The sequence below is a fragment of the Streptomyces fagopyri genome (assembly GCF_009498275.1).
Classification (GTDB): domain Bacteria; phylum Actinomycetota; class Actinomycetes; order Streptomycetales; family Streptomycetaceae; genus Streptomyces; species Streptomyces fagopyri.
The window spans coordinates 403,349-416,266 of record NZ_CP045643.1 but is presented as its reverse complement, the minus strand read 5'-3'; the positions used below and the strand labels follow the sequence as shown (position 1 = coordinate 416,266).

The following is a 12,918-nucleotide window of genomic DNA, read 5'->3' as shown; positions in this document are numbered from 1 at the left end:
CGGTGCCGCGACCTCCGGTCAGCTTGCGTGCACCCCGGCAGCCGACGCGGCGTCACTGTCGGCGACCACGGTACCTCCGTCCGGGCTCACACTCAGGGCGCCGGTCATGATGGCGACCACCTCCGCCATGCTGTATTCCGACGGTTTGATCACCGCCTCCCGGCGGCCGAGCCGGTGAACGTGGACACGGTCCGCGATCTCGAAGACATGAGGCATGTTGTGGCTGATGAGTATCACGGGCACGCCGCTGTCGCGGATCCGGCGGATCAGGTCGAGCACCTGGCCGGACTCCTTGACGCCGAGCGCGGCGGTCGGCTCGTCCATCACCACGACGCTACGCGCCCACGCGGCCGCGCGGGCGACCGCGACGGCCTGGCGCTGTCCGCCCGACAGTGTCTCCACCGGCTGCGTGAGCGAGCCGATGCCGACCTTCAACGAGGCCAGGTGCGCGGCGGCCTGTTCGCGCATGGTCTTCCTGTCGAGGAGACGGAAGACCGAACCGAGGACTCCCCGGCGGCGGATCTCGCGGCCCAGGAACATGTTCGACGCGATGTCCATCGACGGCGCGACCGCCAGGTCCTGGTACACCGTCTCGATGCCCCGGGCCCTGGCGTCCTGGGGGCCGGCGAAGCGGATCGGTTCGCCGTTCAGCCGGATCTCGCCGGCGTCCGGTACCAGCGCTCCCGTGAGTGCCTTGATCAGGCTGGTCTTGCCTGCGCCGTTGTCACCGATGACGGCGAGCACCTCATCGGGCATCAGGTCGAAGTCCGCGCCGTCGATGGCGGTGACCTGGCCGTAGCGCTTGACCAGTCCACGTGCGCTGAGCATCGGCTGGGGCTCGTTTTCCGCCGAACCTGCCTGTCCGGGAGGCCCGTCGGGCAGCGCCTCGCCGTGGTTCGCGGCGTCTGTGTGCTTCCCGCGCGCGGTGGCGGGGGCCGGCCTGTCGCCGGGAACGCCCTGGCCGGTCATCGTGTTCCCTTCCGCGAGAGCTGGTCGACGGTGACGGCCAGGATCACAAGGACGCCGGTCACGAGTGTCTGGTAGACGGAGGAAACCCCCATCAACTGGAGTCCGTTGCGGAAGACACCGACGATGAGTACGCCGACGAACGTGCCGAGTACCGTGCCGCGTCCGCCGAACAGACTGGTCCCGCCGAGGACGACCGCGGTGATGCTGTCCAGGTTGTCGGTCTGCCCGGCCTGCGGGTCGCCCACGCCGGTGCGCGACACGAGCAGGAGGGCCGCGATGCCGTAGACCAGTCCGGCGACGACGTAGACGCTCACCGTCAGCCGGTTGACGCGGATGCCGGTGAGCCGGGCGCTCTCGGAACTGTTGCCGAGGGCGTAGACATGACGGCCCCAGGCAGTGCTGCCGAGCGCGTAGGCGAAACCGAGGAACAGTGCCACGGTGACGAGCGAGCCGTAGGTGATGTCGGTGTTACCGAGAGGGAAGGTGCGGCCGAGGGCGGTCAGCGGTCCCGGCAGGCCGGTCACCGTCTGCTCCTCGGAGTAGATATGGGTGAGGGCGAAGGCCACGTTGAGCATGCCCAGGGTCACGATGAACGGCGGCAGTGGCACGGCGCGTACGAGCAGGCCGTTGGCGAGGCCGAACACACCGCAGGCGAGCAGCCCGACGAGGACGGCGACCAGCGGGGGCCATCCCTGATGCACGGCCAGCCTGGCCATCAGGATGCTGCCGAAGGCCATGACGGCGCCACAGGACAGGTCGATGCCGGCGGTGAGGATGATCAGCGTCTGCCCGATGGCGAGCGTGCCGACGACCATCACCTGTTGGAGGATCAGTGAGAAGTTGCCGCCGGAGAGGAACTGGTCGGTACCGATGGCGAAGAAGACGGAGGCGAGAACCAGGGCCACGAGAGGTCCGGCGACCGGGGTCGTGAGCAGCCTGCGCAGGACGAACGGGTTCGCGGCGCCTGCGGTGAACGGGGCGGGGGCGGTCATCGTGGATCAGCCCCAGCAGTTCTTCAGACCGAAGCCGGTGTCCTTGGCTTCGACGCCGGTCTGGGGCTTGTCGGTGATGAGTTGCACGCCGGTGTCGGTGTAACCCGAGGCCTTCTTGCCGCCCTTGGCGTACTGGGCGATCGCCTTGACGCCGTCCGAGGCCATTTTCAGCGGGTACTGCTGTGAGGTCGCGGCGATCTTGCCGTCCTTGACGGCCTGGACCCCGGTACAGCCGCCGTCGATCGCGACGATCATGACGTCCTTCTCGCGGCCCTTGGCCTTGAGCGCGGTGTACGCGCCGAGCGCGGCGGGCTCGTTGATGGCGTAGACGAGGTTGATGTCGGGCGCCTTCTGCAGGCAGTTCTCCATGGCTGTCTGGCCCTTGGCCTGGTCGCCGCCAGTGTCCTGGGAACACACGATGGACGGATCGGTCGAGCCGATGCCGAAGCCCTTCGCGAAGCCGTCGTGGCGCTGGACGCCGACCGAGATGCCTGGTGCGAGATCCAACGTGGCGATCTTCGCGGTCTTGCCCGTCATCGCGGTCTTGGCGTATGCGCCGATCAGCTCGCCGGCCTTCACGTTGTCCGTGGCGAAGAGAGCGTCGGCGGCGTTCTCCGGCTCGGGCGGGGTGTCGAGGGCGATCACCAGGACTCCCTTGGCACGCGCCTTGGCGATTGCGGGGACGATGGCCTTCGAGTCGTTCGGGGTGATCAGTACTCCCTTGACGCCTGAGGCGACCATGTTCTCGAGAGCGGTGACCTGGCCGGCGTTGTCGCCGTCGAACTTGCCCGCCGCGGTCGACAGATCCACGTGCGCGGACTTCGCGGCCTGCTCGGCGCCCTGGCGCATCTTCACGAAGTACGGGTTGGTGTCCGTCTTGGTGATGAGACCGACTTTGGCCTTCCCGGACGAGGAGTCACCGCCGGAGCCGGACCCGCAGGCCGTCGTGGACAGGGCGAGGCAGGCTATCGCGACGGCGAGGACCGGACGGGTTCTGGGAAGCATGGACGACTCCTACGGGCAGACAGAACGGTGGATCCGCGCGGTTTGCGGGAGTGCGGGGGTACGGCCGAAGGGCTGTCAACGTTGTCACATGTCAACGTTGACACCCACTGCGGAGGATGATGAACGCCCAGTCCGGCATCGTCAATGCCTTGTGCAGGAAGCCGGTTGGGAAAACGGAGCGCAGGATGAGCGACGGGCGCGACGGATCGCTCGCCGGTCTTCCGTGTGGCCGCGCGCTTGCGCCGCGCCCTGAGCCGGCCGCGCGGGCAGATCGGATGCGGCGAAAGCAAGTCCGTGCGTGCGCAGGGTAGTTGCGGCCCAAGGATGCGAGGGAGCAGCACGGTCGTCGCACGGACCGGATGGCGGACAGCCCGGCGGATCGAAGTCGTGCACGAGCGTTGACGAGTCGCCCGCTCGGTCCCATCATCGGACATCGATCGGCTGTCAGCGATGACAGTGTCAACGATGACATGTCTGCCGTGAAGCGCAGAGAGTGGGTTCACATGCGTCGAAGAGCCAGGACCCTGCTCGTCGCCCTGGTCGCGGCCCTGGCCGCGATCCTGCCGGGCGCACCGGCCGTCGCCGGGACCGTGCAGGACTACCCGGAGTTCCCCTACCCGTCGACCACCTACAGCGAGCCCTACCGGGGTCAGTTCCACTTCAGCTCCCGGTCCGGCTGGATGAACGACCCCAACGGTCTGGTCTACGCCAACGGGGTCTACCACTTCTTCTACCAGCACAATCCGCACGGCCTGGCCTGGGACACCATGCACTGGGGCCACGCCACCAGCCCTGACCTGGTCCACTGGACGCAGAAGCCGATGGCGCTGGAACCCGGGGTCCACCCCGGCACACTCTTCTCCGGCGGCGGTGTCGTCGACAAGGACAATACGTCCGGCCTCAAGACCGGATCACTCGACCCGATCGTCGTGTTCTCCAACACGAACGGCGTGAGCGTCTTCTACAGCAACGACAACGGGCGGACCTTCCAGGCGTACGACAAGGGCCGCAAGGTCATCGACATCCCGGACGAGAGCCGGGACCCGAAGGTGTTCTGGGACGCGGCCCGACAACGCTGGACGATGGTGGTGTGGTCCTCGCAGGGCGGCAACGGGGTGAACATCTACACCTCGCCCAACCTCCTGGACTGGACGCTCGCCAGCCGTTTCGCGGCGCCGTGGCTGTTTGAGTGTCCCGACATGTACCCGCTCGACCTCGACGGCAGGGCCGGGAAGCAGAAGTGGATACTGACGTCCGCCTCCAGCCAGTACGTCGTCGGTTCCTTCGACGGAAAGACCTTCAGCACGGACTGGACGCAGCCGCAGCAGATGGATCTCGGCAGCACGTACGCGGGCGGCAGTTTCTACGCGGCCCAGACGTTCACGAACACACCCGACGGCCGTACGGTGCAGATGGCCTGGCAGGGCGGCAACTATGGAAGCACCTGGACCGGCAACGCCACCTTCCCGGCGACCCTGGCCCTCGTGACCACCCCCGACGGTCCCCGCATCACCCGGACTCCCGTCACCGAACTGTCGACGCTCGCCTCTGACACCCAGACCTGGAAGAACAAGACGCTCGACACCGCGAAAAGGGGCAATCTCCTCGACGGCGTGAAGGCCGACACCTACGAACTCACCGCACAGTTCGACGTCAAGGGCGCCACCGCCACGCAGTTCGGATTCGACCTGCACTCGCGCTCGGACGGCACCGCCGACCGCCGCGTCACCTACGACACCAAGGCCCAGACACTCCAAGGCAAGCCGCTCACACCGCGGAACGGCAAGGTCACGATGCGCATCCTGGTGGATCGCGGGCAGTTGGAGACCTTCGCCGACGGCGGTCTGTACTCCCTGTCCGACAACGCCTACTTCGACTCGTCCGCCGACAGTCAGGGCATCGGTCTCTTCTCTCTCGGCGGCAAGGTGACCCTGGACAGCGCGACCTTCACACGCCTCAACACCAGCTGGGGCACCGGCCAGTCCACACTGCTGAGCAATCTGAAGGGCCCCTGGCACGCCGCCGGCGGAGCCTGGAGCGACGTCAGCGACGGCAAGCGGGTCTCCGCCTCCGGCGACGCCTTCTACCTGAGCGCGAGCAACGGAGATGACGCGACCTACCAGGGCGACATCAGCCTCGACACCGCGCGGGCGGGCGGTCTCACTTTCCGTGCGAACGCGGACGGCGCCGGATACACGGCGAACATCGACACCAGCGGCGTCGTCAAACTGTGGCGACCCGGCAAAGACATCGCCACGTACGCCACGCCCATCGCCGCCGGCAGCACCCACCACCTGAAAGCGCAGACGAACGGCAACCGCATCCGGGTCTGGCTCGACAACGGCTCCACCCCCGTCATCGATGCCACCGACGCCACCTACACGAGCGGTCTGTTCGGTGTGAACGTCTACAGCGGCACAGCCACCGTGCAGAACCTCAACACCGGATCCACCGGATTCGCCGTCTTTCCCGCGGAACGGTGGTCCCCGCATGGAGGCATCTGGACCGTCGAACCCGACGGACTGCACGGCCGCAGCGCCCAGGACGGCTTCTACCTCAGCGACCGGACCGGCGCAGATTTCACCTACGAAGGTGACCTGTCCGTCACCAACGGCACCGCCACCGGCCTCACCTTCCGCGCCGAATCCGGCGGCGCGGGCTACACGGCGAACATCGACACCAACGGTGTCGTCAAGCTGTGGCGTCCGGGCCGTGACATCGCGACGTTCAAGACACCCATAGTCGAAGGGCGCACCTATCACCTGAAGGTGCGCGCCGACGGCAACCGCATCAGGGTGTGGTTCGCGAACGGCGCCGATCCTGTCATCGACGCCACCGACGACACGTACCCGAGCGGCCTGTTCGGCGTCAACGGCTTCGCGGCGAACACGGTGGCACAGAACCTGACCGTCAGCTGAGCAGCGCCATTTCGGGAGGCGTGCGCACGTGTGGCGCGCGCCTCCCGTGTCGACCTGCTCCTCGTCGCCGGTGGGAAATGTCCAGGTCTCGCTGCCGGAAGCGATGTCCACCACATGCAGGTCATGGTCGGTGCTGCCGTACTACGCCGATCCGTCGACCACGGTGGGTGACGAGACTTCGTCGAATACGAGCGTGGTGTGTGTCACCGTGTCGGTTCGTTCGGCCGTCCGTTCACGGTGCCAGGTGTCGTCCGGTCCGGTTTCCCGCGATAGGAAGACGGCTGTTCCTTTCGCCCGAACCACAGTTCGGGCGGTGCCCACTGCCGAAGAGCCTTCTCGTACGCCTGATGGGATTCGTCCACGCTGACGCGATAGCGAAGTCGTGGCAGACCGGACCGAAGGGGGGCCGTGTCGCGGACGAACTGCCACAGCAGCGGATCGTCACGGTCGATCTCGCGGCTGGGGCACAACTCGACCGTGTGGACGCTGCCGTTGCCACGCCGCGCCCAGTAGATGCCGACCGCGGCCAGCGAGTCCCAGGAGATCACCGCGGCATCCTCGCCGCGGATCCACCAGAAACCGGTCGCGTCGAAGGCCGTGACCCAGCGGCGGGCCCGCCAGTGCAGGACGACCTGCACCACGCCGACGGCGCCGCCGCTGAGCAGCACCGCCACACATGTCCAGCCGCCGACGCGGAGATCGCCGTCCCCCACCATCATCCAGATCCCGGCGACCCCGAAACTGATCGCCGCCACATCGAAGACCAGCCCGTGCAGAAAACGACGCAGCCCGTACCGAAGAACGGTCGCGTCGTGCGCCGGTCTGCCATCGAAGATCATGGCTGGGAACGGTAATGGCCCGGTGGCCCGGCGACCAGGTTCGTGACGAAGAAGTGTTCGACAACGCCGGGCGTCGACGGGTCGGGCAGGTAAGGCCACCCGGCAGGGCACCGCTCTGACGGACGGCCAACCACGCGGCCGCGACGGCTTCCGGCGCGGATCCGCGACATCGGCCCCGCACGGCTGGGGATGCCGCTGTTCTTGATGGCGTGGCCGACGGCTTCCTCGCTGCCGCAGGCGGCCGCGGTGTCCGGCAGTCGGTGGCCGGCGGCGAGAGATTCGGTGACGGCCCGCTCGGTCCTGTCGGCCGGGATCCGATGGACGCCGAAGCCTGAGGATCGGCATCTGGACGCCGCTGTTGAGGGTGACGGCCGCACAGAACCCTCCCTTACGGGGGAGCAGTGGGGCCGGTGGCGCGCTGGTCAGGGGGTGATGAGGGCTTTGAGGACGTGACGGTCGGTCATCGCCCGGTAGGCGGCCGGGGTCTGGTCGAGGGTGAAGGTCTGGTCGAAGACGCGGCCGGGAGTGATGGTGCCGTCCAGGACGTCGGGCAGCAGCTGTCCGATGTAGACGCGGGCCGGACTGGCGCCGCCGGTGAGGGTGATGTTCCGCATGATCATGGACGGACCGACGGGGCCGTCCTCGTACTGCGGGACGCCCAGGCGGCTGATGGTGCCGCCGTCGTCGACGGCCGCGAGAGCGGTCTCCAGGGTCTGGCGGGTACCCACGGCTTCGATGACTTTGGCCACGCCGTTGCCGCCGGTGATGTCGCGGACCCGGGCGGTGCCTTCCTCTCCGCGTTCGGCGACGACGTCGGTGGCTCCGAAGGCGCGGCCCAGGTCGGTGCGGCCGCTGTGCCGGCCCATGAGGATGATCTGTTCGGCACCCAGCCGCTTGGCGGCGATCACCGCGCACAGCCCGACCGCGCCATCGCCGATCACCAGCACGGAATCGCCCCGGCCGACGCCGGCGGTGACCGCGCCGTGGTGGCCGGTGCCCATCACGTCCGACAAGGTCAGCAGGGACGGCAGAAGCGCGGAGTCCGCGGTGACCGGCAGCTTCACCAGGGTGCCGTCGGCCTGCGGGACGCGCACCGCCTCGCCCTGGCCGCCGTCCACACCGTCGAAGCCGTACCGGCCGCCGTTGCGGCAGGAGATGTGCAGGCCGCGGACGCAGTAGTCGCAGGTGTTGTCGCAGTACGTGAACGGGGCGACGACCAGGTCACCGGCCGCGACGCCCGAGACGTCGGAGCCGGTCTCCTCGACGACGCCGAGAAACTCGTGGCCCATCGGCCGCCCCGCGTCCACGGCCGGCATCGACTTGTAGGGCCACAGGTCGGATCCGCACACGCACGACAGCACGACGCGGACGACGGCATCGGTGGAGGACTGGATCTTCGGATCCGGGCGGTTCTCGATCCGGACGTCTCCGGCTGCGTACATCACGGCTGCGCGCATCGACAGGTGCTCCTGCTCTGGGAAAAGGGTGGGCCGTCCTGCGGCGGCCGGGCGTTGCTGCGGGTGGGGCCGGGGCGGGGCCGGCCGTCGGTGAGGGGGTCAGCGTTCGAGCATCTGTGCCTGGGCCTCGGTGTGGGTCTCGCCGGCGGCGGGCGGCAGGCTGGAGAGCGTGTCGATCTGTGCCGGCGTCAGCGTGACGGCATCGGCGGCGCTGTTCTCCTCCACTCGTATGACGCGCTTGGTGCCGGGGATCGGGGCGATATCGGCGCCCTGCGCGAGCAGCCAGGCCAGCGCGACCTGCGCCGGGGTGACGCCGGCCTCGGCGGCGATGGCCTTGACCTCGTCGGCCAGCGCCAGGTTCCGCTGAAAGTTCTCGCCGGTGAAGCGCGGGTTGTCGCGCCGGAAGTCGCTTTCGTCGAACTGGTCGGTGGAGTGGATCGTGCCCGTGAGGAAGCCGCGGCCGAGCGGAGAAAAGGGCACCAGGCCGATATTCAGTTCCCGTAGCACCGGTAGCACCCGCTGCTCGATGCCGCGCGTGAACAGGGAGTATTCCGACTGCACCGCGGTGACCGGCTGCACGGCGTGCGCGCGGCGGATCGTGTCCGGACCGGCCTCGGAGAGACCGAACGCCCGGACCTTGCCCTCGGTGATCAGCTCGGCGACCGCCCCGGCGGTCTCCTCGATCGGGGTATTCGGGTCGACCCGATGCTGGTAGTACAGATCTATGTGGTCGGTGCCGAGCCGCTTCAGGGAGCCCTCGACGGCGGTGCGGACATTGGCCGGGCCGGAGTCCAGGTTCCATGCGCCGTCTCCGCCGTGCGAGACCAGGCCGAACTTCGTGGCCAGCACCACCTGGTCCCGGCGCCCCTTCAGTGCCTTCCCGAGCAGTTCCTCATTGGTGTAGGGGCCGTAGATCTCGGCGGTGTCGATGAGCGTGACGCCCAGCTCCAGCGCCCGGTGCACCGTCCGGATCGATTCCGCGTCATCCGTTCCGGAGCCGGTGTAGCCGTGGGACATGCCCATCGCACCGAGGCCGATCCGGGAAACCTCCAGGTCACGCAGCTTGATGTACCGCATTTCGTCCTCTCCACATCTGGGGGTGCCCCGAAGCAGCGGCTCCGGGGCACCGGCGTCTTGCTCCTTCAGCTTCGCCCCGGTTGCCCGCTCGTGGCAGGGCGGGCTCTTCAGGGGTAACGACAGGGCCCCCCTCCGATCTGCGCGCCCGGGCCTGAACGCGTGAGACTGGGGGGTATGGCATCCGAGAGCGCGCGCAGCGAGGGCGCCGAACTGGGCCGTTACCTGCGCGCCCGCCGCACCCAGACCAGCCCCGGACACGTCGGCCTCACCGTCGGCGCCGGGATCCGCCGTACGCCCGGGCTGCGCCGTGAGGAGCTGGCCACCCTCGCCGGCATCAGCATCGACTACTACGTACGCCTGGAACGCGGCAAGGAGACCCGCCCCAGCCCCGCCGTCCTCGACTCCCTGGCCCGCGCCCTGCGCATGGACGACCAGGAACACCAGCACCTGCGCGAGCTCGCCGCCCGCGCCGCCCGCTACGTCTCCGAACCGCCGCCCGCACCGGGCCGCACCGTGCGCCCCCACCTCAAGCTGCTGCTCGAATCACTGCGCCCGAACCCCGCCTACGTGATCAGCCGCAGCATGGACATGCTCGCATGGAACCCCGGCGGCCTCGCCCTCTACACGGGCCTGGACGACTGGCCGGTCAAGCACCGAAACCTCGCCCGCTACCTCTTCCTCCACCCGGCCGCGCCCGATCTCTTCCCCGACTGGGACCGGCAGATCACCGCCTGCGTCGCCCGCCTGCGCGCCATCGCCGGCACCGCCCCCGACGCCCCCGACCTCACCAACCTCGTCGGCGAACTCCTCCTCAAAAGCCCCGCCTTCGCGGGCCTGTGGGAACGCTACGAGGTCACCGGACGCAAGCCCGCGCAGAAGGTCTTCCACCACCCGCAGGTCGGAACGGTCACCCTCACCTCGCAGTCACTGCACGTCGAAGGCACCCCGGGTCAGCGCATCGGCGTCTACACCGCGGAACCCGGCAGCCCCGACCACGACGCCCTGCTCCTGCTCGACATGACCGCGCCCCGGTCTGAGCAGCGCCCCGCCCCCGCACCGAAGGACGCCCGGCCCGCGCCCTAGCGTCCGGCGATCGCGGCACCGGAAATTTCGGGGGAGGGCGGGTGCACGACGACTGGACCGTGGTGGGGGTTGTCAGCCGGGTTGTTCATGAGGTTGGTGTCTTGGACGTGGGCCCGGTTCGGGGCCTGGTCGGGGTGAGGCGCAGGGCGAGCAGGGCGGTGTCGTCGACGGGGCGTACCTCATCACCGGGCCGTCATTCCGCCGACCGGTCGGATCGCCCCCTCAATGCCGCGTGGGCCTTCTGGCGGGGCGCCCCGGTGGCACCCCCTGAGTGGCCGCCGGCGGGGCGGCCACTTCGGCCCGTCGTTCAGATCGTGGCCGTGTCGATCACGAAGCGGTACCGGACGTCGCTCTTGAGCACACGCTGATACGCCTCGTTGACCTGGTCGGCCCGGATCACCTAGGCGTTCACCATGCCGGGGGACTCCGACCAGACCCTGTTTCCGTACCGGGCGCGGATCTTCGCGTGGGACCGGTTGACGGCTGGTTGGCCGGTGGGGAGCTCGCCCCATCGGCCGCGGTATCGGTGACGGACGGTGCCGCCTGCGCCCTGGTAACCCTTGTCCGCCCGGCAGTCGATGCCGGCCTCGGCGAGGGCGTCGATGACGCCGTGGTCCCGCGGTCCCGTGTGGCCCGGACGTCGTGGGCGGCTCCGGCCAGGGCTGGTGAAGCCCATGGGAGACGGCCGTTGGGGTCGGCGATGACCTGCGGGTTCATGCCGTCCTCGACTTCCGAGCTCAGCCCGCCCCAGCGATGGATTCGCCGCCGCACACGGGGAGCGGCGGACGGGCCGCGGGTTGCGTCATGCCGGTCGGGTACTTCGTGGCGTTGTTTCGGTGGTGCGGCGTCTGGGATTACCGCGATGAGGGTGTGCGCCAGTCAGGGAGGTCTTCGAAGTGGACGTCGTAGCGGTTCTGTTCGGGCAGGAGTGAGGCGAATTCAGCCTCGCCGCGGCTGATGGCGGCGAGCTGTTCGAAGTAGCCGAATCGTTCGATGCCGGGGCTGAGTACGACGACGACGTCGGCACTCTCGCCCTCGGCTGCTCCGAAGACGTGGGGGAGTCCGGGCGGTATGACGACGAGGCCGCCCTTTCGCACGGTGGTGAGTGTGTCGCCGAGGCGGAAGAGCATCGTTCCGTCCAGGACGTAGAAGAGTTCATGGGAGAGCTTGTGGTGGTGCGGGGGTGCTCCGTCGGCTCCGGTGGTGAGGGTGAGCCGGCTGGCGCTGACGGCGCCTCCGTCGGCGAGCAGCTCGAACGCGCCGTTCGCGAGTGATGCCCCGGCCGCTTCGCCGGGCTGGACGACCAGGGCGGTGGGTATGGCCTTCATGCGGCGACTCCTTCGATCGGACATTTCGGCATATTGATTTTACTGTACATGTACAGTAGTGCGGGTGGGGTGCCGGCTCGTGCGGTGCTCCGAGGCGGGCTCGCGGCCGCGCTGAGGGTTCCCCTCGGGAGATCTCGGACTCAGTGGCCGTCGGTCGGGGCGGCTGCACCCGTCGAGACGCGAGGCCCGTCGAGGCGGGAGGCCCGTCGAGGCGGGAGACGATTCAGCGGCGAGCGCGTGGTCCGTAATGGAGCGGTCGCGGGAAGTGCGCCTAGCTGTACATGTACAGTTGTACTGTACAGGCGTTGTACATGTACAGGTGAGGGGTGTCACACTGCCCGTATGGCAGCAGTGAACCCCCCACTCTCCGACGCGGACCCGCCCGGAGCGCCGCCGCTCGGCGTGACCCGCTCGCGGGACGGAGGGGCGACACGTGCCACGATCGTCACCGCTGCCCGAGCCGCCTTCGACGAGAAGGGTTACGCGGGTACGTCGCTGCGCGAGATCGCCAGGAACGCGGGTGTCAAGCCCTCACTGGTCGTGCACTTCTACGGCTCGAAGGCGGGCCTGCTGGCTGCCACCGTGGAATGGCCGTTCGACCCCGACACGGTCGTCCACGAGGTACTCGCCGGGGGCCCCGATCACATCGGCGAGCGCCTGGCCGACGTGTTCCTCAGTACCTGGGAGCAGGACGGCCGGCCCAATACCGCCCTGACTCTGCTGCACGCGGCATGCGAACGTCCTGAAGCAGCCACGCTGGCGCGGGAGTTGTTCACCACCTGCGTCGTCAGCCCGATCGTCACGGCCATCGACCCGGAACGCGCCGAACTGCGCGCATCCCTGGTCGCCAGCCACCTGCTCGGCCTGCACGTAGGACGCTATCTACTGGAATTCGACGCCATCGCCGAGGCGAACGCCGACCTGCTCAAACAAGCACTGGCGTCCACCATCCAGCACATCTGTACCGGCAAGCTCTGGTAGACATGCCCAACGCCTGCATCTGACGTCCCCTGACCATGCTCCATGGGTGCGGAGGGACTGCGCATGCCTCGATCCGGAAACCTCACCCGCGACCGGACCAAAAAGCCCCTCGGGTTTTTTCGCCGACAACTGTCTCGGCCCTCCCGCACTCTGCGCCGGACAGGCGCGGGCCACCGCCCTGGTCAGGCTGCCCCAGCGAGCCCGACATCCTTCTCCGCACCCCGGATCCACTTCGACAGGAGGAGAAAGAAGACAGGAAGAGGGGAGGT

General features: G+C 68.6%; 10 protein-coding genes and 2 pseudogenes. 3 read left to right on the top strand and 9 right to left on the bottom strand.

The annotated features are described in order from the left end of the window. Window positions 1–18: 18 nt before the first annotated feature. From GFH48_RS01820 to GFH48_RS01810, 3 genes are all read right to left on the bottom strand, one after another. Window positions 19–828 (bottom strand): ATP-binding cassette domain-containing protein, encoded by an 810-nt coding sequence (locus GFH48_RS01820; RefSeq protein WP_153286534.1) that lies wholly within the window; start codon window positions 826–828, stop codon window positions 19–21. Between the two features lie 137 nt (window positions 829–965). Next, window positions 966–1,961, bottom strand: coding sequence for an ABC transporter permease (locus GFH48_RS01815; protein WP_153286533.1), 996 nt, complete (start codon window positions 1,959–1,961; stop codon window positions 966–968). A 6-nt stretch (window positions 1,962–1,967) separates the two neighbouring features. Continuing rightward, the gene (locus GFH48_RS01810) at window positions 1,968–2,966 is read right to left on the bottom strand and encodes a sugar ABC transporter substrate-binding protein (RefSeq protein WP_153286532.1); all 999 of its coding nucleotides are present in this window, start codon (window positions 2,964–2,966) and stop codon (window positions 1,968–1,970) included. A 503-nt stretch (window positions 2,967–3,469) separates the two neighbouring features. On the opposite strand from GFH48_RS01810, the gene GFH48_RS01805 reads away from it, so the two are divergent. After that, entirely contained in the window at window positions 3,470–5,884 is a 2,415-nt protein-coding gene (locus GFH48_RS01805; protein ID WP_153286531.1) for a glycoside hydrolase family 32 protein, read from the top strand. 203 nt (window positions 5,885–6,087) lie between these two features. Here the strand turns inward: GFH48_RS01805 and GFH48_RS01800 are convergent, their stop codons facing one another. The 4 genes and pseudogenes from GFH48_RS01800 to GFH48_RS01790 all read right to left on the bottom strand — a co-directional run bounded on the left by GFH48_RS01800 (window position 6,088) and on the right by GFH48_RS01790 (window position 9,257). Further along, window positions 6,088–6,723 (bottom strand): hypothetical protein, encoded by a 636-nt coding sequence (locus tag GFH48_RS01800; protein ID WP_153286530.1) that lies wholly within the window; start codon window positions 6,721–6,723, stop codon window positions 6,088–6,090. Window positions 6,724–6,908: 185 nt separating this feature from the next. Beyond that, window positions 6,909–7,068 (bottom strand): annotated as a pseudogene (locus tag GFH48_RS38905) (aldo/keto reductase); the annotation flags it as partial. Between the two features lie 77 nt (window positions 7,069–7,145). Further along, entirely contained in the window at window positions 7,146–8,180 is a 1,035-nt protein-coding gene (locus GFH48_RS01795) for a zinc-binding dehydrogenase (protein ID WP_194280459.1), read from the bottom strand. Between the two features lie 99 nt (window positions 8,181–8,279). After that, on the bottom strand, window positions 8,280–9,257 hold the full coding sequence (locus tag GFH48_RS01790; RefSeq protein ID WP_153286529.1) for an aldo/keto reductase: 978 nt from the start codon (window positions 9,255–9,257) through the stop codon (window positions 8,280–8,282). Window positions 9,258–9,431: 174 nt separating this feature from the next. Here GFH48_RS01790 and GFH48_RS01785 point away from each other — a divergent pair, with 174 nt between their 5' ends. Beyond that, window positions 9,432–10,340 carry a helix-turn-helix transcriptional regulator gene (locus tag GFH48_RS01785; protein ID WP_153286528.1) on the top strand — a complete coding sequence of 303 codons (909 nt, stop codon included), beginning with the start codon at window positions 9,432–9,434 and terminating at the stop codon, window positions 10,338–10,340. A 451-nt stretch (window positions 10,341–10,791) separates the two neighbouring features. Here GFH48_RS01785 and GFH48_RS01780 read toward each other — a convergent pair. Both GFH48_RS01780 and GFH48_RS01775 read right to left on the bottom strand, forming a co-directional pair. Continuing rightward, window positions 10,792–11,060, bottom strand: a pseudogene (locus GFH48_RS01780) (transposase family protein); the annotation flags it as partial. A 134-nt stretch (window positions 11,061–11,194) separates the two neighbouring features. Further along, window positions 11,195–11,668, bottom strand: a complete 474-nt coding sequence (locus GFH48_RS01775) for a cupin domain-containing protein (RefSeq protein WP_153286527.1) — start codon at window positions 11,666–11,668, stop codon at window positions 11,195–11,197. 342 nt (window positions 11,669–12,010) lie between these two features. Between GFH48_RS01775 and GFH48_RS01770 the strand changes: the two genes are divergently transcribed. Continuing rightward, the gene (locus tag GFH48_RS01770; RefSeq protein WP_194280458.1) at window positions 12,011–12,649 is read left to right on the top strand and encodes a TetR/AcrR family transcriptional regulator; all 639 of its coding nucleotides are present in this window, start codon (window positions 12,011–12,013) and stop codon (window positions 12,647–12,649) included. The last annotated feature ends 269 nt before the right edge of the window (window positions 12,650–12,918 follow it).

What these genes read in the sequence shown, in the direction of transcription:
- GFH48_RS01820 (WP_153286534.1), bottom strand. Translation starts at nt 828, where the DNA reads ATGCTCAGCGCACGTGGACTGGTCAAGCGCTACGGCCAGGTCACCGCC.
- GFH48_RS01815 (WP_153286533.1), bottom strand. Translation starts at nt 1,961, where the DNA reads ATGACCGCCCCCGCCCCGTTCACCGCAGGCGCCGCGAACCCGTTCGTC.
- GFH48_RS01810 (WP_153286532.1), bottom strand. Translation starts at nt 2,966, where the DNA reads ATGCTTCCCAGAACCCGTCCGGTCCTCGCCGTCGCGATAGCCTGCCTC.
- GFH48_RS01805 (WP_153286531.1), top strand. Translation starts at nt 3,470, where the DNA reads ATGCGTCGAAGAGCCAGGACCCTGCTCGTCGCCCTGGTCGCGGCCCTG.
- GFH48_RS01800 (WP_153286530.1), bottom strand. Translation starts at nt 6,723, where the DNA reads ATGATCTTCGATGGCAGACCGGCGCACGACGCGACCGTTCTTCGGTAC.
- GFH48_RS01795 (WP_194280459.1), bottom strand. Translation starts at nt 8,180, where the DNA reads ATGCGCGCAGCCGTGATGTACGCAGCCGGAGACGTCCGGATCGAGAAC.
- GFH48_RS01790 (WP_153286529.1), bottom strand. Translation starts at nt 9,257, where the DNA reads ATGCGGTACATCAAGCTGCGTGACCTGGAGGTTTCCCGGATCGGCCTC.
- GFH48_RS01785 (WP_153286528.1), top strand. Translation starts at nt 9,432, where the DNA reads ATGGCATCCGAGAGCGCGCGCAGCGAGGGCGCCGAACTGGGCCGTTAC.
- GFH48_RS01775 (WP_153286527.1), bottom strand. Translation starts at nt 11,668, where the DNA reads ATGAAGGCCATACCCACCGCCCTGGTCGTCCAGCCCGGCGAAGCGGCC.
- GFH48_RS01770 (WP_194280458.1), top strand. Translation starts at nt 12,011, where the DNA reads ATGGCAGCAGTGAACCCCCCACTCTCCGACGCGGACCCGCCCGGAGCG.